19 protein-coding genes and 1 other annotated feature are annotated in these 21,433 nt (G+C 41.3%); of the genes, 13 read left to right on the top strand and 6 right to left on the bottom strand.

Features of this window, described 5'->3' with window-relative positions; all coding sequences use genetic code 11:
- The first annotated feature begins 15 nt into the window (after nt 1–15).
- The 3 genes from EKM93_RS05730 (at nt 16) to EKM93_RS05720 (ending at nt 3,243) form a co-directional block, all read left to right on the top strand.
- The gene (locus tag EKM93_RS05730; protein ID WP_125713976.1) at nt 16–819 is read left to right on the top strand and encodes a pyrroline-5-carboxylate reductase family protein; all 804 of its coding nucleotides are present in this window, start codon (nt 16–18) and stop codon (nt 817–819) included.
- A 110-nt stretch (nt 820–929) separates the two neighbouring features.
- Nucleotides 930–1,844, top strand: a complete 915-nt coding sequence (locus EKM93_RS05725) for a sugar phosphate isomerase/epimerase family protein (protein ID WP_125713974.1) — start codon at nt 930–932, stop codon at nt 1,842–1,844.
- A gap of 46 nt (nt 1,845–1,890) precedes the next feature.
- Nucleotides 1,891–3,243 (top strand): MFS transporter, encoded by a 1,353-nt coding sequence (locus EKM93_RS05720; protein WP_225423641.1) that lies wholly within the window; start codon nt 1,891–1,893, stop codon nt 3,241–3,243.
- Nucleotides 3,244–3,398: 155 nt separating this feature from the next.
- Here EKM93_RS05720 and EKM93_RS05715 read toward each other — a convergent pair whose 3' ends face one another.
- Entirely contained in the window at nt 3,399–3,929 is a 531-nt protein-coding gene (locus EKM93_RS05715; protein WP_225423640.1) for a dihydrofolate reductase family protein, read from the bottom strand.
- Between the two features lie 183 nt (nt 3,930–4,112).
- On the opposite strand from EKM93_RS05715, the gene EKM93_RS05710 reads away from it, so the two are divergent.
- Nucleotides 4,113–5,309: a multidrug effflux MFS transporter gene (locus EKM93_RS05710; protein WP_125713970.1), complete on the top strand. Its 1,197-nt coding sequence runs from the start codon at nt 4,113–4,115 to the stop codon at nt 5,307–5,309.
- 69 nt (nt 5,310–5,378) lie between these two features.
- Here EKM93_RS05710 and EKM93_RS05705 read toward each other — a convergent pair whose 3' ends face one another.
- Nucleotides 5,379–6,314 carry a helix-turn-helix transcriptional regulator gene (locus tag EKM93_RS05705; RefSeq protein ID WP_125713968.1) on the bottom strand — a complete coding sequence of 312 codons (936 nt, stop codon included), beginning with the start codon at nt 6,312–6,314 and terminating at the stop codon, nt 5,379–5,381.
- An 84-nt stretch (nt 6,315–6,398) separates the two neighbouring features.
- Between EKM93_RS05705 and EKM93_RS05700 the strand changes: the two genes are divergently transcribed.
- Entirely contained in the window at nt 6,399–7,082 is a 684-nt protein-coding gene (locus EKM93_RS05700) for an FMN-dependent NADH-azoreductase (RefSeq protein ID WP_125713966.1), read from the top strand.
- A 133-nt stretch (nt 7,083–7,215) separates the two neighbouring features.
- Here EKM93_RS05700 and EKM93_RS05695 read toward each other — a convergent pair whose 3' ends face one another.
- Nucleotides 7,216–8,442 carry a chloride channel protein gene (locus tag EKM93_RS05695; RefSeq protein ID WP_125713964.1) on the bottom strand — a complete coding sequence of 409 codons (1,227 nt, stop codon included), beginning with the start codon at nt 8,440–8,442 and terminating at the stop codon, nt 7,216–7,218.
- Nucleotides 8,443–9,026: 584 nt separating this feature from the next.
- On the opposite strand from EKM93_RS05695, the gene EKM93_RS05690 reads away from it, so the two are divergent.
- The 7 genes from EKM93_RS05690 to EKM93_RS05660 all read left to right on the top strand — a co-directional run bounded on the left by EKM93_RS05690 (nt 9,027) and on the right by EKM93_RS05660 (nt 15,933).
- Complete coding sequence (locus EKM93_RS05690) at nt 9,027–11,588, top strand: M1 family metallopeptidase (protein WP_125713962.1); 2,562 nt, start codon at nt 9,027–9,029, stop codon at nt 11,586–11,588.
- A gap of 134 nt (nt 11,589–11,722) precedes the next feature.
- On the top strand, nt 11,723–12,622 hold the full coding sequence (locus EKM93_RS05685) for a LysR family transcriptional regulator (RefSeq protein ID WP_125713961.1): 900 nt from the start codon (nt 11,723–11,725) through the stop codon (nt 12,620–12,622).
- A gap of 171 nt (nt 12,623–12,793) precedes the next feature.
- Nucleotides 12,794–13,546 carry a carboxymuconolactone decarboxylase family protein gene (locus tag EKM93_RS05680; protein WP_125713959.1) on the top strand — a complete coding sequence of 251 codons (753 nt, stop codon included), beginning with the start codon at nt 12,794–12,796 and terminating at the stop codon, nt 13,544–13,546.
- Nucleotides 13,547–13,560: 14 nt separating this feature from the next.
- On the top strand, nt 13,561–14,391 hold the full coding sequence (locus tag EKM93_RS05675) for an SDR family oxidoreductase (RefSeq protein ID WP_125713957.1): 831 nt from the start codon (nt 13,561–13,563) through the stop codon (nt 14,389–14,391).
- Nucleotides 14,392–14,403: 12 nt separating this feature from the next.
- On the top strand, nt 14,404–14,775 hold the full coding sequence (locus EKM93_RS05670) for a nuclear transport factor 2 family protein (RefSeq protein ID WP_164507000.1): 372 nt from the start codon (nt 14,404–14,406) through the stop codon (nt 14,773–14,775).
- Between the two features lie 13 nt (nt 14,776–14,788).
- Complete coding sequence (locus tag EKM93_RS05665; protein ID WP_125713955.1) at nt 14,789–15,391, top strand: NAD(P)H-binding protein; 603 nt, start codon at nt 14,789–14,791, stop codon at nt 15,389–15,391.
- Nucleotides 15,392–15,540: 149 nt separating this feature from the next.
- A complete protein-coding gene (locus EKM93_RS05660; RefSeq protein WP_225423639.1) occupies nt 15,541–15,933 on the top strand; it encodes a YbaN family protein in 393 nt (130 codons plus the stop codon).
- A gap of 256 nt (nt 15,934–16,189) precedes the next feature.
- Here the strand turns inward: EKM93_RS05660 and asnA are convergent, their stop codons facing one another.
- Both asnA and EKM93_RS05650 read right to left on the bottom strand, forming a co-directional pair.
- Nucleotides 16,190–17,197, bottom strand: a complete 1,008-nt coding sequence (gene asnA, locus EKM93_RS05655) for an aspartate--ammonia ligase (protein WP_125713950.1) — start codon at nt 17,195–17,197, stop codon at nt 16,190–16,192.
- A 71-nt stretch (nt 17,198–17,268) separates the two neighbouring features.
- Nucleotides 17,269–17,517, bottom strand: a binding site (T-box leader).
- Between the two features lie 138 nt (nt 17,518–17,655).
- Nucleotides 17,656–18,081: a MarR family winged helix-turn-helix transcriptional regulator gene (locus EKM93_RS05650; RefSeq protein WP_125713948.1), complete on the bottom strand. Its 426-nt coding sequence runs from the start codon at nt 18,079–18,081 to the stop codon at nt 17,656–17,658.
- Nucleotides 18,082–18,194: 113 nt separating this feature from the next.
- Between EKM93_RS05650 and EKM93_RS05645 the strand changes: the two genes are divergently transcribed.
- Nucleotides 18,195–19,118 (top strand): AEC family transporter, encoded by a 924-nt coding sequence (locus tag EKM93_RS05645; protein WP_125713946.1) that lies wholly within the window; start codon nt 18,195–18,197, stop codon nt 19,116–19,118.
- Between the two features lie 414 nt (nt 19,119–19,532).
- Here the strand turns inward: EKM93_RS05645 and EKM93_RS05640 are convergent, their stop codons facing one another.
- Complete coding sequence (locus tag EKM93_RS05640; RefSeq protein ID WP_125713944.1) at nt 19,533–20,939, bottom strand: C69 family dipeptidase; 1,407 nt, start codon at nt 20,937–20,939, stop codon at nt 19,533–19,535.
- Nucleotides 20,940–21,433 lie beyond the last annotated feature (494 nt).

The raw sequence follows: 21,433 nt of genomic DNA, 5'->3' as shown, positions 1-21,433 counted from the left end.
AGAGGAGGTGGCCTGATGCTACGTTATGGCTTTATTGCAGCAGGAAATATTATTCAAGCAATGCACAGAGGCGCAGAATTAAATCCGGACTATAATCCCGCTGAAATTGGAATTTATGATATCAACGCGGCAACAAGAGCGGCTTATGCCAAAAAAGGGTATGTCATTTATGATAAAATGAGTGACTTAGTTGATAATTCAGACGTACTTGTCTTAGGCGTGACGCCCAAAGTAGCCGGATTGGTTATTGACGAATTAGCCGCTAGTTACAGACCAGGACAGCTGTTATTAACGGTTGTAACCGGGGTTGAACAAGATTGGTATAAAGAACATCTTGGAAAAGACAGTAAGGTTATTATCTGTATGCCAAATATGAGCTCACAAGTTGGTGAAGGGGCGTTTGCCGTCTCTCGTTGCGCCAATTGTGAGGATGAAGATGTTGAAAAAGCAACAGAAATTCTAAACGCGTGTGGCCTCGTTGAAGAAATACCAGATGGCATGATGGCTGAGATTTTACCTTTTAATGGCTCAGCACCAGGATTTTTCTATCATATTGCAAATTTAATGGTTGAAGAAGCTGAAAAGCTAGGCTTAGACCCAGACACGGCAGTCAGATTATTCGCTCAAACCATGAAAGGGAGCGGAGAAATGATACTCAATGCCGATACTGATTTGAAAGCGCTTGAAACAGCTTTGCGGTTGCCTGGTGGTGCCACGGTAACGGCATTAGAAAAAATAGAGTCCATGGGATTTGACGATCTCTACCGAGAATTTGTAAAAATTTCGGTAGAACGATGCAAAGAATTAGGGCAGCAATAAATTTAGCTTCAAGTATCCGTGAGATTTAAATTGAGACAGAAAAGAATGATGTAGTAAAGTACAGCTGATCAAATTAACAGAACAATCGCAGATAAAAAGGAGAAAAAAACATGAGTAATTATAATCGACCAATTCAATTAGGAATGCACACTTATACCTTACATTTGCACGGCTTAGGAGAAAGTTGGGGCTTTTCTGAAGATCACGCTTTTGAACAAAGTATCGATTTGTTCCAATTAATGGATTACGCCGTAAAATGGGGATTAGACGGTCTACATATTACAAACGTTGATTTAGTTTCTTTGGAACCTGAACATCTGGCTAAAGTAAAAAAAGCCGCTGAAGACCATGGCTTATATCTAGAATATAACGTATCCTTTGATGCACCTTGCGACCCACGGGTTAATTCAACGGTTAAAGATGCATTGCTGAATGCAAAGGCAATGGGCGCAGACTTAGTGAAATTCAGTTTAGATATTGACCGTCCACATCCACTGTATGGGACTTGTTTCCACCCAGATGTGATGAAACAATTGAGCAAACGCTATGATGAATTTAAAGAAAATCTACCATTATTAGACGAATTGGGATTAACCATGGCTTTAGAAAATCACTGTGATTTATATGCAGATGAAGTAATTTGGTTAGTGAAACAATTAAATCACCCTAAAGTTGGAGCTTGTTTAGATACGATGAATTCTATGAACGTATTAGAAGGCCCTGAAGCCTGTGTTGAAAAATTGGCGCCTTACGCTAACTGTGTTCATTTCTGTGATATCAAATTAGTTGTAGACCCAGATGGCGTTCACTCTTACGGTTCTCCAATTGGACAAGGGGATATTGACGGCGCAAAAATACTAAAGACGTTACGAGAAAAATCTAAAGTAGACCGGATTACTTTTGAAGTAGAATATGAAATCGGTGATGATAGCATCGAAGAAGCACGTGAAAAAGAAATGAAAGCCTGCTTAGAAAGTATAGACTACCTTCGCAATACGCTAAATGTTGGCCAAAGAAATCGTTAAGCCAGGGACTATTCAACTTTAGTCAGCAGTGAAGGGGGAAATATAAGTGGGTGAAAAGAGCTATACAGAAGCGGGCTTATCTTCAGTCCATAAACGCGTCTTTTTATGTGTAGTACTCGGACAAATTTCGTGTGGGTACGCCCTAGGTATTACCGGTACGGCTTTAACTAAGGCGACTGGTCCATTAAATCTATCCAGTTTTTGGGTGGGCCTTTTAGGGGCCGGAACCTTGATTGGTTTGTTTGGTAGTTTAGTAGTAGGGAATATCGCTGATAAAATTGGTCGTCGACCACTATTTGTGAGCCATATGATTTTTTTCTCGATACTTTCGCTAGCACAATTTTTTGTGTCAAATGTGGGCATTTTATTTGCCTTGAGAGTGGGCATTGGTATTTCTATCGCCATTGATTACACCATAGGCAATGCCTTATTAATTGAATGGTTTCCGACTAAAAAAGGACCACAATTTCAAAGCTTCCTGATTATTTTTTGGATGAGCGGCTTTGTAGCCTCTTATCTAGCCGGAACGCTGATCACTGGTTTGGGCGACAATACTTGGCGTTGGATTATTATCTCATCCGCCATTCCGGGTTTAATTGCCGCAATTTCACGTTTGGTCATACGTGTTCCAGAATCGCCTAGTTGGTTAGCTTCAGTGGGTAGAAAAGAAGAAGCACGCCAGTTAATTCGTAAAGAATTAGGCGATGAATATACGATACCAAATGAAGCAGATGCAGTTGAACATGAAAAACCAGCCTCTTGGGGCGAATTGTTACGCCCAGGTGTATTTCGTAATGTAGTTGTCGGCGGTATTTTTTATGCCTGTCAAGTTTTCCCATTTTTTGGAATTGGCATTTTCTTACCTTTACTAATGAAAAATATGAATATTAGTAATCCAGCTACATCAGGTATTTTATATAATGGTTTTCAAATTGTGGGTGCTTGTATAGGTGTTATCTTATTTAAATATATTTCTAGAAGATCTTTCATCGTATCTACTTTCTATGTTGCCGCAGCGGCTTTGGCGGTCATGATTGTCTGGAAATCTGCGCCTTCGTCAATTACAATGCTTGTCTTTTCAGTATTCGCAGTTGTCTTATCTGCCGCTGTAATCTTGGAAAATCCTTATCCATCAGAATTATTTGATACACGTCTGAGAGGTTCGGGTGTTGGTGCAGTAATTGCAATCAGTCGAGTGGGTGCTGCGTTAGGCACATTCCTGCTACCAATTATTACAGATCATTTTGGTGTTTATGCCACATTAACCGTTTGCCTAATTTCCCTAGTACTTGGCGGTGTTGTTTGCCAAATTTGGGCACCAGAAACATCCCCTAAGTTTAAAGCAAAAAACGCTAAAGCTATTTTAGCCGTTGATCTAGTCGCTGATGAGAAAATCTGATTAAACGACAAAGCAGCGTATTAACAAATTCATCTGCCAATAATAAGGCTGAATCTGTTGATACGCTTTTTAGGTTGTATTTTTAGCTGACACACCCTTGATTTACCATAGGGCATTCTTTACAAGGCAATAACAATGTAAAGCTAGAAATTTAATTAAACGTTTCGTTTTAAATGTAGCTCTGTTAATTCGCCCATGGCCGTTCGATCCACGACGGTAAAACGTTGCTGGTAATTTCCTGAGGGGAATAGGGGCTTACCGCTACCCAACAAGACAGGTACAATTTGGACCCACAACGCATCAATCAAATTTTCAGCTAATAACGTCGTAACAATTTGGCCACCACCGACAATCCAAATACCTTTACCAGATTTGGCTTTGAGTGAAGTTATTAAGTCCACCACAGGCTGTGCGACAAAGTGGGTTTTTGGCGGGGTTACTTTCTTTGGCTGGTGGGTTAAAATAAATTTTTCTTTATTTGGATATAAAGGGGCGTTATCCGTTGCTTGAAGCGTCCAATCATAGGTAATGCGGCCCATAACTAATGTATCAATTTGCTGGTCAAATTCTGAAAAAGTTTCAACGCCATTTAAGTCACTTGTCAGTAACCAATCAAGTTGGTCATTGGCGTCTGCTAGGTAGCCATCAAGACTGATAGCCCCATAAAAAAATACAGGTCGATTCAAAACTATCATCTCCTTTTAATATTAGATAGACAAACCAAGCAGCTATAAGGTACAATGTAGGCTGATTTATAAAGAAAGTGGTGATAACGTGAATTTTTACAATTGGCTAAAAATCATGATACCGCCGATTCCCGATAAAGGATGTTTTTTCCCAGATAAATAAGTGAATTAGGAGTTTTATTAATGGAAAAAAGCATCGAAAAAAATCAAAAAATTAGTTTGGCTCTACTCGTCTGTCTTGTAGGGTTCCCGCAAATAAGTGAAACAATATATACACCGTCATTGACCGAAATTGCGCAAAATTACAGTATCTCTTTAAATGTTGCCCAGATGACCCTCAGTGTTTATTTTATAGCTTTTGCGATCGGCGTTTTTTGTTGGGGTATCGGCTCAGATTACTTTGGCAGAAGAAAAGCGATGAATCTAGGACTCGTCGTCTATATTGTGGGTTGTGTCCTATGTGCCTTGTCAAAAAATATTGAATGGTTATTTGTTGGTCGCTTCGTTCAAGCCTTTGGTGCCAGCACCGGATCAGTAACGACACAAACGATCTTGCGCGATAATTACCAAGGTAACGAACGGCATCAGCTGTTTGCCAAAATTTCAGCGGCATTGGCTTTTTCGCCAGCGATCGGGCCTTTGATCGGCGGCTTCCTCGGAGAATTTTATGGTTTTCGAGCCGTGTTTATCAGCCTGGTGATCATGGGTATGGGTCTATTGTTTTGGAGTCTTAAAAAATTACCGGAAACAGGTCATTTTGCGACCAAACCGGTTGCCGCCAAACAGGTAATAACCGTTGGCAAATCAATGCTATTTGATCGTTACACAATCGTATTTGGTTTATTGATTGGTATCTTTAATGGGATCTTATTTAGTTACCACTCAGAAGTACCAACGATTTTTATCGAAAAATTTGGATTTACCCAAAGCCAATACGGCTTTATGGGGCTTGTTGTTGCTACTGCGACGATGTTTGGCGCTTGGCTGTCCAATCGGGCCTTGCACGTTTTAAAACCTGAATTAATCATCCAACGCGGTATTCAGCTGGCATTGTTTGGAACACTTTGGATTAGTCTAACAACGGTGATTTATTTTAATCTTGTGGTACAAATCAGCCTGTATATCATTGGTATTTTTATTTTATTAGCCGGGATCGGCATGGCCTTGCCCAACTGTTTGAGTTTAGCTTTAGTTAAATTTGCAGCGGTGGCTGGCACAGCGGGGGCTTGGTTGAGTCTAGGTTACTATATTGTCGTCAGTCTTTGTACCCTTTTGATCAGTATGCTGCATAACGGCTCGATTTTAGTCTTGCCAATTTTTAGTATGGTGCTATTAATGATGGCGCTTGGCAGTATCAAAACAGTGATACGGCATCAATGATAAATAAATAAAATTTAATTAAACTAAGTTAGTCACAATACTAGTGGGATTGTCCCGCCGGCATTGTGGCTATTTATATTGGGCTTGAATCGTGTCAAGTAATGTTCGATAACGTGTTTGTAACGTCAGTGGACTGAGCACTAAAATATTAGGGCCATAGGACAACAAATATTGGGCCATGTAGTCTAGCTCTGCTTGGTTATAGTGGCCAGTTAAATAAGTGGTCCCTTTAAGTTCAGTCAAGTGCATATTGGGATAATGATCTCGCAAAAAATGCTCTTTCCCAGCAGCTGTAAGTTGGCAGCGAAAGGCAATATTATGGTAGGTCGTTTCGTAAGTTGCTTGCAGTTTTTTTAAATCTTGGATGGTATAAACCGGTTGAATAGTGGGCTCAAAGCTGAGTTTTGTCAAGTAATCACAACGATAAGTCCCCCAAGTATCTGTGCGTAAATCTTGGGCACTGCAAAACCAAATACCGTTTCGATAAAACAATTCGTAAACTTGTAACTGAATTTTTTCAGGCGCCTGCTGCGTATTGAAACCCGTTAAAACTTTTTCCTCTAAAATGGCCTGTAAAATAAGACTTAAATCAGTAACTTGCTGAACCGGGGCCGTGGCGTAAAAATAAATAAATTGGCCCATTTTATCCACTAGAGCCTGTTGTTGGGTGGATAAGCTGGCTAACATTTTTTCACGGATATGGCGATAAGATTTTTCAAAAGGGTTGCTGGACAAAGAAGCCATCGCGTTCAAGGCGAAAAAAATAGCACGAATTTCATCCAAATTAAAGTGAATCGGCGTCAATAGCACTTGATTGATGAGATGATAACCACCGTAACGACCGGGCTCAGTGTAATAAGGCAAGCCCATTTCCTCTAAGGCAGCGATGTCTCTTAAAGCCGTTCGCTTGGAAATTTGAAATTCAGTCATCAAATCCTGTAGCTGAAAAGTTGTTTTATTGCTTAAAAAAATGAGTTCTTGATTTAACCGTTGCGCTTTATTCATTAAAAAACCTTCTTTTTAATGGTGCCTAAAATTGGCACCTTTAATCGGTATACTGAGTATAACAAATCAAAAGGGGTTATAAAAATGAAAACACTATTAATTAACGCACATCCCGATTTTAAAAACGAAGCTCATTTCTCCAACCAATTAGAAGCACAATTCCTCAAAAAATATCAAACGCATTTTCCAATGGCGGACCTGACAATCCTCAATCTTTACGAAAAGGATATCCCTAAAATTGAAGACGGCCAGTTGTGGTCAATCTGGGACAAACAAGCAAATAAGACGGCATTGACCGCTACCGAAGCAGCCATTTATCAAAAATCAACAGCCTTATTAGACCAATTCATGGCCCATAAACGGATTGTTATTGCAACGCCACTGCACAATTTCAATATCACCGCCCGGATGAAAGATTATTTGGACAACATTCTTATTGCCCGTAAGACTTTCCGCTATATCAGCGAACCTTTAGCAAACGGCAAAGTTTCCCAACCGTTATTAACCGAAGACTATCGGGGTTTGTGCTTATTTGCCAGCGGCTCCATTTATACCCGGCATGATTTTTACGAGCATATGGACTTTGCGCCAAAATATTTAAAGGCGATGTTCCAAGACGTGATGGGCTTTGATCAATTTGACATTGTCCGGGCAGAAGGTACCGCAACGTTAAAACCAGCAGAAATTATGGCAACCGCTGAAACTGCATTGGCTCAAGCCTTTGATAAGTTTTATCAAAATGACAATGTGGCCTTAGATCCTAAATAGATCAAAAAAATAAAGCGAATCATAACTGGATTGGCTTTATTTTTTTGACTAAAAAACGATACAATCCCGACAAACTATCAGGGCTGTACCGCTAGAAAAGTAATACGATCTAGTTATATTGAATATTATAAGCTTAATAATTTTTAACCAATCGTTGGCGAATCTGTTTATCTAACTTTGCTGAAATAAAACAGCTTAACAATACGATTGGGAAAAATTGTAAGGGTAATAAAAATAATAATAAGGCGGCGGTGATCAACGGGCGTTTTAAGATGACGGTCACACCGGCAGCCGTGATGATACCAACGATTAAGCCGGGGGTATATGGAAAAATACGCACAAAGGCAAACCCCAGCGTCGCACTGGCAAAAATTGCTGGAAAGATTTTCCCGCCCCGCCAACCAAAGGCAAAACTGAGGTTGGTCAGTAGGGTTTTGCCGAGTGCCAATAAACAAAGGGATAGACTGCTGTAGAGTTTATAGTCTTTAGATAACGGTAAAATACTATGTTCGCCTGAGAATAAAAAGTAAGGCGAGACCATCCCTAATAAACCAAGTAGAATACCCGCAATAAGCGCTAGAATAATCGGTTTTCCGATTTTTTGAGCTAAAAGATCGCTCCATTTCTCAAGCCATAAAAAGAAATAGCCAAAGAGCAAACCAAGTAATAAGGCCGGTAGTAAAAACCATAAAACAGTGGTATCCCAAGCGATTTTAGGCATACGAATTTCAAAAATCGTTTCCTTGGGCACTAAATGATTTACCAAAATAAAGCCTAAAAAGCCAAAAAGTGTCGTGAGCCCATAAAGGATAATTTTAGGCCACTTTGATTTTGCAGTATCTTCAGGATCGGGCTGCTCGATAGGGGTTGTTATACCAGCGAATGGGGCGTGGAAAATTGCTGACAGCATCGCACCAATACTTAATTCTAAAAGCGCTTGTTTTTTCGCAAGGGTTAGTTTCATGCGATCTCCGACCCAACTGATCAGGCCACCCAGGAGACTGGATAGCGCCGCTTCAGGGCCAAGACTGGCACCAAAGCTCAAAACTAAAAGGGCCGCAAAAAAGTTTTTAGATAACTGATGCCGATAAGGGACGCTTTTAGTCGTTTTATAGGTCATCAGAGTTTCTTGCATCGTCCGGGGATAAGGCCCCATGAATCTTTGAAACCAGCCCACACCAAGGCCACCAATGATACCGATAATTAGAGGATAATAACTGGGGGCGTTAAGATAGGCGGGTAGTATTTCCCAAATACCGTGAATCAAAAAGTTGATGATTGCCAGGAATAAAGCGGAAAATAAACCGACAATAAAGCCCATGATCACACTGTAAGCAATAAAAACACTGTTAAATTTCATTACAAATTTAGGCGAGCGTATACCGACACCGGTCCGTGGCAATAAGCAACTAACGTTAATTTTAGTTAGTACCAGTACTGCATGGCCCCGCCTGCCCCTTTCTATGGTTTGAGTCTAATGGTTATATTTTAAGCTAATCGTTGTTTGAATTACAAATAAAGCCAAAGATTAAGGTCTTATTTTTTGATTTTTAATGGTTAAAAGCAAAAGCAGTTGTCCATGATATAATTATATTATTGTTTAAAAGAATACAATTAATGAATAGCGTTGCTGTTAAATAAATAAATAATGACTTAATTATTGATGGGGATGATTACTCTGGAAAATAAAGGGGCACCAATTATTCGAAAGATTAGCTATGATAATCAGACAATTCACGTGGGGTTAATGGGTTGTATCTTTATGCTGTAGATGAAGCTTTACAGCAAAAATTATTAGCGGCCCAAGCTTATTATTCCAAAGACAATCACTTATAAAATAAATGATTTAAGCTTAAAATAAAAACAGATCAAGAAAATTAGCATCTCACTTACTTTTTAAAAGTCGTATAATAAATACCATATTTAATCAATAGGGGGTACATTATGACAAAAATAACCCATTTTTATCAAACTTTTCAACCAGAACATTACAATCTTTATTTAGCCGTTGACCGAGCTGCCAAACAAATCAGCGGGCAGACGACGATCACCGGAACGGCCACCACCGCCGAAATTGCCATTCATCAAAAAGAGTTACAGATTAAAACGGTCACTTTGGCGGGGCAGGCGGTGCCATTTGCGGTTGATAATGAAATTGACGCCCTTAAAATAACGTTGCCTGCTGCTGGAAAAGTCACGTTGACCATTGACTATACGGCGGTTTTAACCGATACGATGATGGGTATTTACCCTTCTTATTATGAAGTTGATGGTGTGCAAAAGCAGTTGATTGGGACGCAATTTGAAACGAATTTTGCCCGGCAGGCGTTTCCTTGTGTGGATGAACCTGCGGCTAAGGCGACGTTTGATTTAGCCCTTAAGTTTGATGAACAGCCTGGGGAAACGGTATTGAGTAATATGCCGGAAGAACGTTGCGAAAACGGGATTCATTATTTTGCAACAACGGTGCGGATGTCGACTTATTTAATCGCTTTTGCTTTTGGTGATTTACAAAGTAAGCAAACGACGACTAAAAGCGGCGTTAAGGTTGGTGTTTTCAGTACGAAAGCCCATGCGGCCAAAAATCTAGAGTTTGCCTTAGATATTGCAAAACGGTCCATTGAATTTTATGAAGATTTTTATCAAACCCCTTATCCGTTACCTCATTCCTGGCAGCTGGCGTTGCCTGATTTTTCAGCCGGTGCGATGGAAAACTGGGGCTTAGTCACTTATCGGGAGGCTTATTTATTGGTCGATCCAGATAATACGGCGTTAGAGACGAAGCAATTAGTGGCGACGGTAATTGCCCATGAATTGGCTCATCAGTGGTTCGGGGATTTGGTCACGATGCAGTGGTGGGATGATTTGTGGCTTAATGAAAGCTTTGCCAACATGATGGAATATGTGGCGATTGATGCGCTAGAGCCGCAATGGCATATTTGGGAATTATTCCAGACTTCTGATGTGCCGGCAGCGTTGCAGCGGGATGCTACAGATGGCGTTCAGTCCGTGCATGTGGCTGTTGAAAATCCAGCAGAAATTGATGCTCTATTTGATGGCGCCATTGTTTATGCGAAAGGGGCTAGAATGCTGGTGATGGTGCGGGCTTTGATCGGGGATGATGCCTTACGTGCCGGCTTAAAACAGTATTTTACCGACCATAAATATGGCAATGCCACAGGGGCCGATTTGTGGGCCGCATTGGGCAACGCCGCTGGGTTAGACGTGGGCACGATTATGAATTCCTGGCTGGAACAACCGGGTTATCCAGTGGTCACCGCCGCCGTTCAAGCTGGCGATTTGATCTTAAGCCAAGCCCAATTTTTCATTGGTGCCGGAACAGATCAAAAACGGCTCTGGCAAATTCCATTACACAGTAACTATCAAGCCGTACCGCAATTATTAACCCAAAAGACGGTGAATTTGGGCAACTATGCGGCCTTGCAAAAAGCAGAAGGGCAGCCTTTCCGATTGAACGTTGGGAATAACAGCCACTTTATTGTGCACTATGACGACACGTTATTAACCGCCATTTTAGCTCAAGCAGAGACGATGGACGCCATCAGTCAGTTAAGTTTGTTACAAGATTTGAATTTATTAGCCGAAAGCGGCCGAATAACCTATGGTGCTGTCGTACCCCTATTGCCAAAATTTGCCAATAGTTCTGTAAGCATCGTCAATGCGGTACTCTACCAAATTGCCAATAATTTGAAAAAATTCGTAACGCCGGAAACAACGGGGGCCAGCAACTTAAAGGCTTTTTACGATCAATTAAGTCAAACGCAAGTCGCCCGCCTCGGTTGGACAGCCCAACCTGGTGAAACCAATGATGATCAATTGACCCGACCTTACGTTTTACAAGCCGCTTTGTACGGCGAAAATAAGGCCGCGATTCAAGCCGCCCATGAACTATATCAAACCCATGGCGCAGAGCCGGGGCGTCTTCCTGCGGCGATTCGGGGACTGATTTTAGCCAATGAAATCCAGCATTTCAATAGTGAAGCGCTATTCCATAAATTATTGACCGCCTATGGCCAAACGGCTGATGCCAGCTACAAACAAGACTTGTGCCAGGCTTTGACAAAAACAAAAGACACTCAGCAGCTGACCCAGTTAGTCGCCGCGTTTGAAAACGCAAGTATCATCAAACCTCAAGATTTACGAGCTTGGTTTAGAGGCGTCTTAGCCAATCCAAAAGGCCAGCAAGCCGCTTGGGACTGGATACGACAAGACTGGGCTTGGTTAGAAAAAACCGTTGGCGGCGACATGGAATTCACCACCTACATCACCGTCATCGCCCGAATCTTCCACACCCCACAACGCCTAACCGAATTTAAAGCCTTCTTTGAACCAAAACTACAAACCCCCGGCCTAACACGGGAAATCACCATGGACACCACCGTCATTGAAAGCCGAGTCGCCTTAATCCAAGAACAAAGAAAAGAAATAGAGCGCGAGCTAGAGCGCGACAAAAGACGGGTTGATTTTGAGCATAGCCTAGACTAACGCCGTGAGCGGTTTTCGCTTACAAGTTAGACGTAGCTAAGCGCAGAAATCAGTCTTTTGGAGCGCGTTTCAAACCCAGAGCGGGAAAGCCTCGAGCACTAACCTAGCTCACGGTCAAAACAGGGGGAAGCTTCATGATTCAGCAAATTAAATATTTCATCGCCGTCGTTGACGCCCATAGTTTTACAAAAGCTGCAGCAGCTTGCCATATTTCCCAATCCGCGATTTCCCAGCAAATCAAAGAACTAGAAAACAATCTAGGGACCCCGCTGTTAACTCGAGTGGGCCGCAGCTTTGAATTAACCCCGGCCGGCACTTATTTTTACAGTCACGGGCCAGCCGTGTTGCAAGCCGTGCAACAATTGCAGCAAGGGACAATTCAAGCGGCCAATTTAGAAGCCGCCGTTTTACACGTGGGGTATATCCAAAACTTTGGTTCAGCTCAATTTTTACAAGCCGTCGCCGAATTTTCACAGCGATATCCTCAAGTAAAGTTAAAAATTAGCAACGGCACCCATGAACAGCTCTATGATTTATTGCGTACCGATCAAATTGACGTGATTTTTAGCGATCAGCGGCGGGCACTGTCTGAAAATTATAATAACGAACCGCTGATTACCACCCATTTATCCGTGGCTGTGGCCAAGCAAGCCCTACCAGAAATCACGGAAACAGTCACGCTAAAAACACTGGCCGATTTACCGTGTATTTTAGTCGTTAGCCCGCAGCAGCAAGCTAACGAAATGACCTACTACCGAGAAATTTTGGGGGTTACCAGCGAATTTAGAATTGTGGGCTCAAATGATGAAGCAGAAATGTTAGTGGCTTCAAATCAAGGTTTTTGGTTACGAAATGATCAAAATCAAGACAAGATTGACCAGTCCGTCAGTCGAATTTTACGACTAGTCCAACAGAAACGACCTGTTGTACAGCATTATTACGCCTTTTGGAAACAAGATAATTCCGGTTATTACATTGAGAGTTTTGCGCTGATCTTAAAAGCGCAGTTTGAGAAGTTAATCCCGGCCCAATAAGTGGCCCAACGACCTGGACAAGTCGCTAAACGGTCTATTTTTTATGGGCTGATTTTGATTGATAAGTTTTACTTATGAATAGCAACACTTTTTGAAATTGGTTCCCGGCGTTTTTTGCTTTACAATGTGAAACATAGAAATGTTAAAACTTGCAAAACGGAGGATATATCTATGTCAATACATGAAGCTGCTAAAAACTATCACGAAAAAATGTTTCCCAATTATCATTCTAAATTTTTAGAAACGGATCCTGAATTTATTGAAGCGTTTGATAACTTTGCGTTTGACGAAGTGCTTCAAAAAGTGACTTTAGATGAGCCTACTCGATTCATGTCCATTTTGGCCACCTTGCTGGGGTGTCAAGGCATTGACGAATTCAAAGCGATGGTGCCCGCAGCTTTGAACTTCGGCGTGACACCGATTGAAATTAAAGAAATTGTTTATCAAGCCGTTGCTTACTTAGGTATCGGCCGGGTCTTTCCATTTTTGAAAGCAACCAATGAGATCTTTACTGACCGAGGCATTAGCTTACCGTTAGCTTCACAAAAAACGACCACTGAAAAGGATCGTTTAACAGCCGGCGAGCAGGCACAAGTTGCGATCTTTGGTGCGTCAATGCAAGGCTTTTGGCACACGGGTCCTGAAGAAAGCCAGCATATTAATTACTGGCTGACGGATAATTGTTTTGGCGATTATTATACCCGGACCGGCTTAACTAAAAAACAACGGGAAATGATCACTTTTTGTTTTTTATCTGGGCAAGGTGGTGCTGAACCCCAATTGGTCAGCCACGCTAAGGCAAATTTGAAACTGGGCAATGACAAAGCTTATTTGATTAAAATTATTTCACAAAATATTCCCTTTATTGGCTACCCCCGCAGCTTGAATGCGTTACGGTGTGTCAATGAGGCCGCAGAAGCTTAAAGGAGCATAAAAATATGACAAAAACATGGTTGATTACAGGCATTAGCAGTGGTTTTGGTTTGGCAATGACAAAGCAATTATTAGCTGCAGGCAATACGGTCATCGGAACGGTGCGTAACACGAAGAAGATCGCCGATTTACAAAAACAATACCCAAAGACTTTAGATAGCCAAGTATTAGATGTGACCGATGTGGCCGCCGTCCATGACGTAATTCAATCCGCTTTTCAACGCCATGGCAAAATTGATGTGTTGGTGAATAATGCCGGATATGGCTTGTTTGGGGCAGCGGAAGAATTAAATGATGATCAAGTGGCCCAAATCATCGCCACGAATTTGACGGGGCCAATTCAAGTGATTCGAACCGCACTACCTTTTTTACGGGCCCAAAAGAGCGGACATATCATCCAAATTTCGTCTTATGGGGGTCAAGTGGCTTATCCAGGAAATTCGATGTATCACGCTACAAAATTTGGCATTGAAGGTTTTGTAGAATCCGTGGCCCAAGAAGTCCAAGCTTTTGGGATCGGGATGACAATTGTAGAACCCGGTGGCGCCCGGACAGAATTTAGATACGGTAGTGCCCATGTGGCCAACTTGATGCCGGAATATGATGGGCCAACTCATAGTTTTTTGAAAATGTTAGATCCAGCTAATGGTTTAGCACCTGGCGATCCTGAAAAAATGGCCAGCCGAATTATCGAAAGTGTCGACCAACCAGATACCCCATTGCATTTAGTATTAGGTTCTCAGGCATTGCAGGCGACGATTCAGCGGCTGGAAGAACGGGTGGCCACGTATAAGACGGAAACCGAGATTGCTAGATCCACTGATTATCTAGATTAATGAGGTGATTTTTTGACAGATGCCCAAACGATTACCGCACTTTACCGGGCTGAAAATGAGGCGATGGTGACTAAAGATGTGGCCCGTCTCGCTCAAATCTTAGCGCCAACGATGACGCTAACGCATATGACCGGCTATGTTCAGCCAAAATTAGAGTGGATTGATCAAATTCAAAATGAAGAAATGCGCTATTTTAATTCTGAGGAAGTGGGGCTTGAGATTTTGCAGGTCTCAGCGCATCAGGCCAGTTTGATTGGTCAAAATAAAGTTAAAGCCAGTGTGTGGGGCAGTGCCGTACATGTTTGGCCGTTAGCAATGAAAATGTATTTTATAAAAGACAATGGGGTTTGGCTGATTTCTAAACAAGAAGCCAGTACCTTTTAAGGAGCGGATAACAATGACAAATGTATTAATTATTGGTGCGACAGGCACATTGGGACGAGCAGCAACGGCAGTATTAGCGGCTGAAAAAGCGGTGAAATTAACGTTATTTGCACGGCACACGGCTGCTTTAACGAAGACGGATGGGGTACAATTAATAGCTGGCAATGTGATGAATGATGCTGATTTAGATCAAGCTATGCAAGGGCAAGACGTGGTTTTTGCGGCATTAAGCGGTAATCTTAAGGCGTTTGCCAATCAGATTGTGGCGGCAATGCAGCGTAACGGGGTGTCCCGGTTACTGTTTATTACGTCAATGGGAATTTATGATGAAATCCCCGCATCAGTTGGTTCAGCTGGTAATTTGGCGCATAATCCTGTCTTGCAGACTTATCGGGCTGCGGCAGATGTCATTGAGGCGTCCGATTTAGACTATACCGTTATTCGCCCAGGTTGGTTTACAAATGGTCCAGTGAACTATGATGTCACTGAAAAAGGCCAGCCTTTTGGGGGGCATGATGTGTCGATTAGCAGTATTGCTGATTTAGTAAAACGGTTGGCATTAGATGATACGTTATATGTCAAAAATAGTGTGGGCTTAAATACACCGGAATCATAAAGTAGTTTTAATAGGAAACAACACAAAAAGGCAGATTCGCTAAGTGCGAAATCTGCCTTTTTTGTGGTGTTCAATTAAATCGTGCAAATGCTATAATTAATAATACGCTACAAACAATAGTTACAAGCTTTACAGCAGGCCTGATGTTTTTGACCCACTGGTTTATAAGGAGAAAATTTCTGAAGAAGATAATTTATATTTGCGGCGGTTATATATTTTTTGCACTAGGTGCCATTGGTAGTTTTGTCCCGCTACTACCGACAACGCCATTTTTATTACTAGCGGTATTTTGTTTTTCGAAGAGCAGTAAGAGGTTTCAAAACTGGATTGAAAATACGAAACTCTATCAGAAACATTTAAAAGATTATGTTGAGCAAAAGGGGATGCCTCTGAAACAAAAGCTGTGGATCCAGTTGCTTGCCAGCACAATGATGTTAATTAGTTTCTTTTTAATAGATTCAATTCATGCTAGAATTCTGCTGATCGTTGGTATTCTTGTACATAATTATGTCTTTATTTTTAGAATTAAGACGATTAAATAGTGTGTGGTTGGTTTTAAACGCGCTCACCAACACTGATTTCTACATATAACTACGCCTTGTTGCTAGTCGCCAGCGACTATCTGCCAAGTCTAGGTTATATTGCGAAATCAACCCGTGTTGGTTCGCGCTCTGGCTTAAACGCGCTCCAAGCTACTGACAATTTACATAACTACGCCTTACTCACAAGCCAAGACCGGGCTTATGTCGTAAGTCTAGGTTATGTGCATTGTCAACCCGTAGCTTGTCGCGCTCTGTTCTATAATATTTGGATTTGGTGTTTTTCGCATTCGTCGATCATGTCTTGGGGCCAGATGCTGGCTTGGACTTCGCCGACGTGGGCTTTGCCTAAGAGGAGCATGCATAGGCGAGATTGGCCGATGCCGCCGCCGATGGTGTATGGGAGTTCTTTGTTTTCGATCATTTTGTGATAAGGTAGGCTTAGTCGGTCCTCGGCGTTAAGTTCCTTTAATTGGCGTAACATGGCGTCTTCATCAACTCGGATGCCCATGCTGGAGACTTCTAAGACGGTTTCTAAAGGTTCATACCAGAATAAGATGTCGCCGTTTAAAGACCAGTCGTCATAGTCAGGTGCCCGGCCGTCATGGCGTTTGCCGCTCTTGAGGACGCCGCCAATTTGCATTAAAAAGACACAGCCGTATTTTTTACAGATGGCTTCTTCACGTTCATGCGGTTCTAGATCAGGATACAAATCTTCTAATTCCTGTGTCGTTAAAAAGTGGATGTCATCAGGTAATTTGTGTACAGCTTGCGGAAATTTGTACCAAACTTCATGTTCCATATGTTTAATAACTTTGAAAATAGTGCGGACGGTGCTTTGTAATGTGGCCATTGTCCGTTCTTTTTTGTCGATCACTTTTTCCCAGTCCCATTGGTCAACGTATGCGGAGTGGAAGTTATCTAAATCTTCATCTTTACGGATGGCATTCATGTTTGTGTAGAGACCTTCATGCATGTCAAAGCCGTAACGTTTCAGGGCGACACGTTTCCATTTAGCTAAAGAATGCACAATTTCAATGGTTTTGCCAGGCATGTCCTTCATTGTAAAAGAGACAGGTTGTTCAATGCCATTCAAATTATCATTGATCCCAGTTGCCTTGTCGACAAACATTGGTGCAGAAAGCCGGGATAGATTGAGTTCTTTGCCAAATTCGTCTTGAAAAGTTTCCCGAATATAGCGGATTGCTTGTTGGGTTTCTTTGACAGAAAGTTTTGGATCATATGACTTTGGAATAATTAAATGCATGATAAGTCTCCTTTAATTAATATAGTTTTAGGTGTCTGGATGCAAAATAAAAAGCCTCCCATCCCTAAATGCATAGGGACGAAAGACTTTCGCGGTACCACCCAAGTTGTTTAAATTAATAAACCACCTCAATAAGAGTACTAACATACTCTGCCGATGGTAACGTACCGGTAACGGCTGAACCTACTGTGACAAATGATGTCATTTCAATCAGCAACTAAGAAAGTGTTTTTCGGATAAATCAACGCTGGTTGGGTTTCCACTAATCCCAATTCACTGTCAGGCTGAAAGATCTTACTCCTCTTTCTTCTCGTTTTTATTCTGTGAAACTCATATTAACACCTTTTAAAAATTTGTAAAGCATAAATTAAAAATCTGATGTGAACTAACTCATTTTTAATGATTAGAAACCTATGACTCTAATGGCTTTATAAAAAAATAAATTTAATTTTAAAAGATTATAAATTTCGGCGAATAATCGTGTCATAAAGTTGTTCCAGCTGCACTCCAGTTTCAGTTTGGTCCGCAGTAGCCGTTTCCGCAAATAACGTCGTCCACCACTGAGTCAAAATTTGGCGTAAATTCTGAACCAATTGCTCACCTAGCGGGGTCAAATAAACTAAATTCACCCGGCTGTCAGTCTCGGATGGTCGGCGGACAACGTAGTCTAATTTAATCAAATGTTGGATGTCACGGCCGATCAAACTAGGATCTAGAACCATTAAAACAGCAACTTTCTTTTGTGATAAGCCAGGATTGTCATGTAAAAACAAAAGCAAATCGCCTTCAGTTGCTTTTAATCCCAGACTTTGAAATTGTTGGTTAATATCAATTTTGGATTGCCGGTAAATACCAGCAATGTATTTGCTCAAATAAGACAGCATACGTACAAACCTCCCGCTAGAATCGTTGACAAGACCATTAAACCCGTTATAATAAAAAATAGCAATATTTAATAGACAAGTCTATTATATTTTCTTAGAAAAGGGATCTTAAGATGACACTTAGTGGGTTGGCTAATCAAATTGCATTGATGTTTATTTTGATGGCTGTGGGTTTTGTGATTAATAAGCTGCATTTGATGCATGAGCAGACATCAGATGATTTAACAAATATTTTATTAATGATTATTGGCCCTTGTTTAATAATTAAGGCCTTCCGCCAGACTTTTTCAGCAAGCCGGCTGCACGAACTTTTATTTTTAGGCTTGGCCGTTTTAATGGTTTATGCGGTGGCAGCGATCTTAGCTGGCTTAATTTTTAAGCGGGTTAAAAATAAAAACCTGCAACGCATTGCGATTTATAGCAGTGTTTATCCCAACGTGGGCTTTTTAGGCATCCCGTTAGCCGGCGCATTATTTGGGACGCAAGGGGTCTTTTATGCGGTGGTATCCATGGCCGTTTTTAATATTTTTAATTGGTCCCACGGCGTTTCTTTATTTCGAACCCAACAGACAAAACAGACCCCTTGGGCCATGTTTAAACAAATTATGTTAAACCCTAATATTATTGCCATTATTATCGGCTTAATCATTTTTATAGGTTCCATACAATTACCGTCAATTCTGAGTCAGGCCATTAATTATATTAGTGATGCAAACACACCGTTATCAATGATAATCGTGGGGAATAGCTTGGCAAAACTGCGATTTAATCGAGATGCCTTAAATTTACCGATTTTAGTAGGCCTAAGCCTGCGAAATTTAATATTTCCCATAATCGCTTTTTATTTAATGACCGCTTTAGGTGTACAGGGCATGGGCCTATCCGTCAGCCTACTGTTAGCCGCCTGCCCCGCCGCCAGCCTAGGCGTATTATTCACCCTACAAGCCCACCAAGACGCCAGCCCCGCCATCAGCCTCATGAGCCTATCCACACTCATGAGCCTAATCACCATACCAATCGTATTCGCAATTACATAATTCAGAGCGCGAACCAACACGGGTGATTTCGCAATATAACCTAGACTTGGCAGACAGTCGCCAGCGACTGGCAACAAGGCGTAGTTATATGTAGAAATCAGTGTTGGTGAGCGCGTTTCAGAAAACCAACACAAAATAGAACCGACATAAGCCCGCTTTTGGCTTGTGAGTGAGACGTAGTTATGTAAATTGTCAGTAGCTAAGCGCAGAAATCAGTCTTTAGGAGCGCGTTTCAAAACCAGAGCGCGAACTAGAGCGGGAAAGCCTCGAGCACTAACCTAGGATCTTGCAGGGTGTCGTCAGACACACAAAAGATTCGTAGTTAGGTGAGAGCTTTGCTCTAGTGAGCGCGTTTCAAACAAACCAAAAAAGGGGCCAGGCCAAATAAATTGACCGAGCCTCTTTTTCAATTGTCTAATCGTTTAAGTTATAACGTAATTTCATTTTATTGGACCCTAGAATAACCATATCGCCCAATAATTTTGTTTGACGTTTGAAAGATTCATCCGCCAAAGCAGCATTTGCCGCTTCAAGATAAGCCGGAATATCTTTTTGCGCCTTTAAATTAGCATCAGTTTCGTTTTGAATTTGATGATAAGCCCCCATGGCCTCTAATTCAAAAGTATTGCGCAAATCCACATATAAATCATAATCCGTATCGCCCAAAAGCGCTGTTGTACAGCTGAGCCAATACATCTTAGTCATATCAAAAGTCCCGTCCGCATCTTTATAAACCGCCGGCGTATCTTGCACATTTGTATAAAATGGCACCACCGTATTAAACGTATTGGCCCCATAAGCTAACCAGTGAATCCCAGCGATTTCGGCCGGAACATGGTTTCTAATTTGTAAAATATGCACATCATGATTCCGATTAATACCAATTGGCCGGAATAGTGTTTTATCCGTCTCACTACCAGCCCCATAAGGATCGTATTTAGTATTTTCGAAATGAGAACTCAATACGAATTTGACATCCTCAATCGTGATCTTGCGATTGGCACGGCAAATGAATGGCAAATCTTGAGCCATCGGATCATCAGGGGTTTCAGGATTGAAATATTTTTGACCGAACCAAGTCCGGGGATTGTTGTAGACCGTATCTTTAATCGAGGCACTGCCAAAAATATGCCGGAAGTTGTAGCCATCAAAATCAGGATTCAAATGGTATTGTTCAATTAAATCTTTTAAATCTGCGGAACAGAGGGTATCTGGAGATTCGAAATCAAAATGGTCAATATTCATGCGATTAGGTGCAACAACATACGCATCATCAGGAATACGGCAAGCAGCCCAGTGATGACCGCCGATCGTTTCTAACCACCAAATTTCTTCTTGATCTGAAAAAGCAATGCCGTTAGGTTCATAAGTCCCATATTCTGCCAAAAGGGCACCTAAACGTTCAACCCCTTCTTTTGCACTATGGATATAAGGCAAGACTAAAGTCACCAAATCTTCTTCACCAATACCCGTTGCGACAAAAGGATCAATCCCTAAAACCCGTGGATTCGTGGTGATGGTTTCAGTCGCAGACATGGCCACATTAACCCCATTAATCCCAGCGGCCGGCCAAATCCCATTGTCCAAAATCGCATTGGGAATCGCTGTATAACGCAGGGGATTATCGGGCAGCTCAATTTGCACACCACTAATTTTAGCTTGGTAATGTTGGGGCTGATCTTCCGGTTTTACAACGACAAAACGCTGAGGATCTAAAGCTTCATGACCATCGTCATTTCTGGAGATCATCGTGGAGCCATCAATCGAAGCCTTTTTCCCCACTAAGATTGTGGTACAGGAACCTTTAATTGCTTTTTTCATTGTTCAAGAACACTCCTTTTACGTGATAACTCTATTATAACCTTTATTTAGCATGGACAAAGTCAAAATAAAAGTGAATTATAAATCACAAAAAGCAGTTATTTTAAGAAATGGCAATTGGCAGATAAACAATTTACAGGATAACTTTCATTATGTTTTGACGATTTTATGATTATGAAATATTACAAAACCAAAAAAAAAATATGTTATTAAAATCACAATTAGGGTTTTCCAACATTTCTAAAGAATGGAAAGTTGGGCTAATTAGCTCAAGACATTTTTATCATTTGATTTTATCAAAATCCGTCTGCACAGCAAAAATCAATACTTTTTAAGATTTCAGCTAAATTTGCGACTAGGGGCAACTTTTTTTAATGTAATAGAATTACTTATAATATAGGTTTCTTGGTCCTTAAATGAGAACCATTTTCAAGTGAAATTGCAACTTATTCTTTATTTTTACGGTGAATTGCCAAAAAAGAGATTTTCAAAAT

Source organism: Agrilactobacillus yilanensis (assembly GCF_003946725.1).
Lineage (GTDB): Bacteria > Bacillota > Bacilli > Lactobacillales > Lactobacillaceae > Agrilactobacillus > Agrilactobacillus yilanensis.
Note: the sequence above shows the minus strand (reverse complement) of the source record. Positions and strands in the feature narration are given on the sequence as shown.

Excerpts from the sequence above, each read along its gene's own strand:
- EKM93_RS05700 (WP_125713966.1), top strand. The coding sequence starts at position 6,399 with ATGAAAACACTATTAATTAACGCACATCCCGATTTTAAAAACGAAGCT.
- EKM93_RS05690 (WP_125713962.1), top strand. The coding sequence starts at position 9,027 with ATGACAAAAATAACCCATTTTTATCAAACTTTTCAACCAGAACATTAC.
- EKM93_RS05705 (WP_125713968.1), bottom strand. The coding sequence starts at position 6,314 with ATGAATAAAGCGCAACGGTTAAATCAAGAACTCATTTTTTTAAGCAAT.
- EKM93_RS05710 (WP_125713970.1), top strand. The coding sequence starts at position 4,113 with ATGGAAAAAAGCATCGAAAAAAATCAAAAAATTAGTTTGGCTCTACTC.
- EKM93_RS05680 (WP_125713959.1), top strand. The coding sequence starts at position 12,794 with ATGTCAATACATGAAGCTGCTAAAAACTATCACGAAAAAATGTTTCCC.
- EKM93_RS05675 (WP_125713957.1), top strand. The coding sequence starts at position 13,561 with ATGACAAAAACATGGTTGATTACAGGCATTAGCAGTGGTTTTGGTTTG.
- EKM93_RS05645 (WP_125713946.1), top strand. The coding sequence starts at position 18,195 with ATGACACTTAGTGGGTTGGCTAATCAAATTGCATTGATGTTTATTTTG.
- EKM93_RS05685 (WP_125713961.1), top strand. The coding sequence starts at position 11,723 with ATGATTCAGCAAATTAAATATTTCATCGCCGTCGTTGACGCCCATAGT.
- asnA (WP_125713950.1), bottom strand. The coding sequence starts at position 17,197 with ATGCATTTAATTATTCCAAAGTCATATGATCCAAAACTTTCTGTCAAA.
- EKM93_RS05730 (WP_125713976.1), top strand. The coding sequence starts at position 16 with ATGCTACGTTATGGCTTTATTGCAGCAGGAAATATTATTCAAGCAATG.
- EKM93_RS05695 (WP_125713964.1), bottom strand. The coding sequence starts at position 8,442 with ATGAAATTTAACAGTGTTTTTATTGCTTACAGTGTGATCATGGGCTTT.
- EKM93_RS05725 (WP_125713974.1), top strand. The coding sequence starts at position 930 with ATGAGTAATTATAATCGACCAATTCAATTAGGAATGCACACTTATACC.
- EKM93_RS05650 (WP_125713948.1), bottom strand. The coding sequence starts at position 18,081 with ATGCTGTCTTATTTGAGCAAATACATTGCTGGTATTTACCGGCAATCC.
- EKM93_RS05665 (WP_125713955.1), top strand. The coding sequence starts at position 14,789 with ATGACAAATGTATTAATTATTGGTGCGACAGGCACATTGGGACGAGCA.
- EKM93_RS05640 (WP_125713944.1), bottom strand. The coding sequence starts at position 20,939 with ATGAAAAAAGCAATTAAAGGTTCCTGTACCACAATCTTAGTGGGGAAA.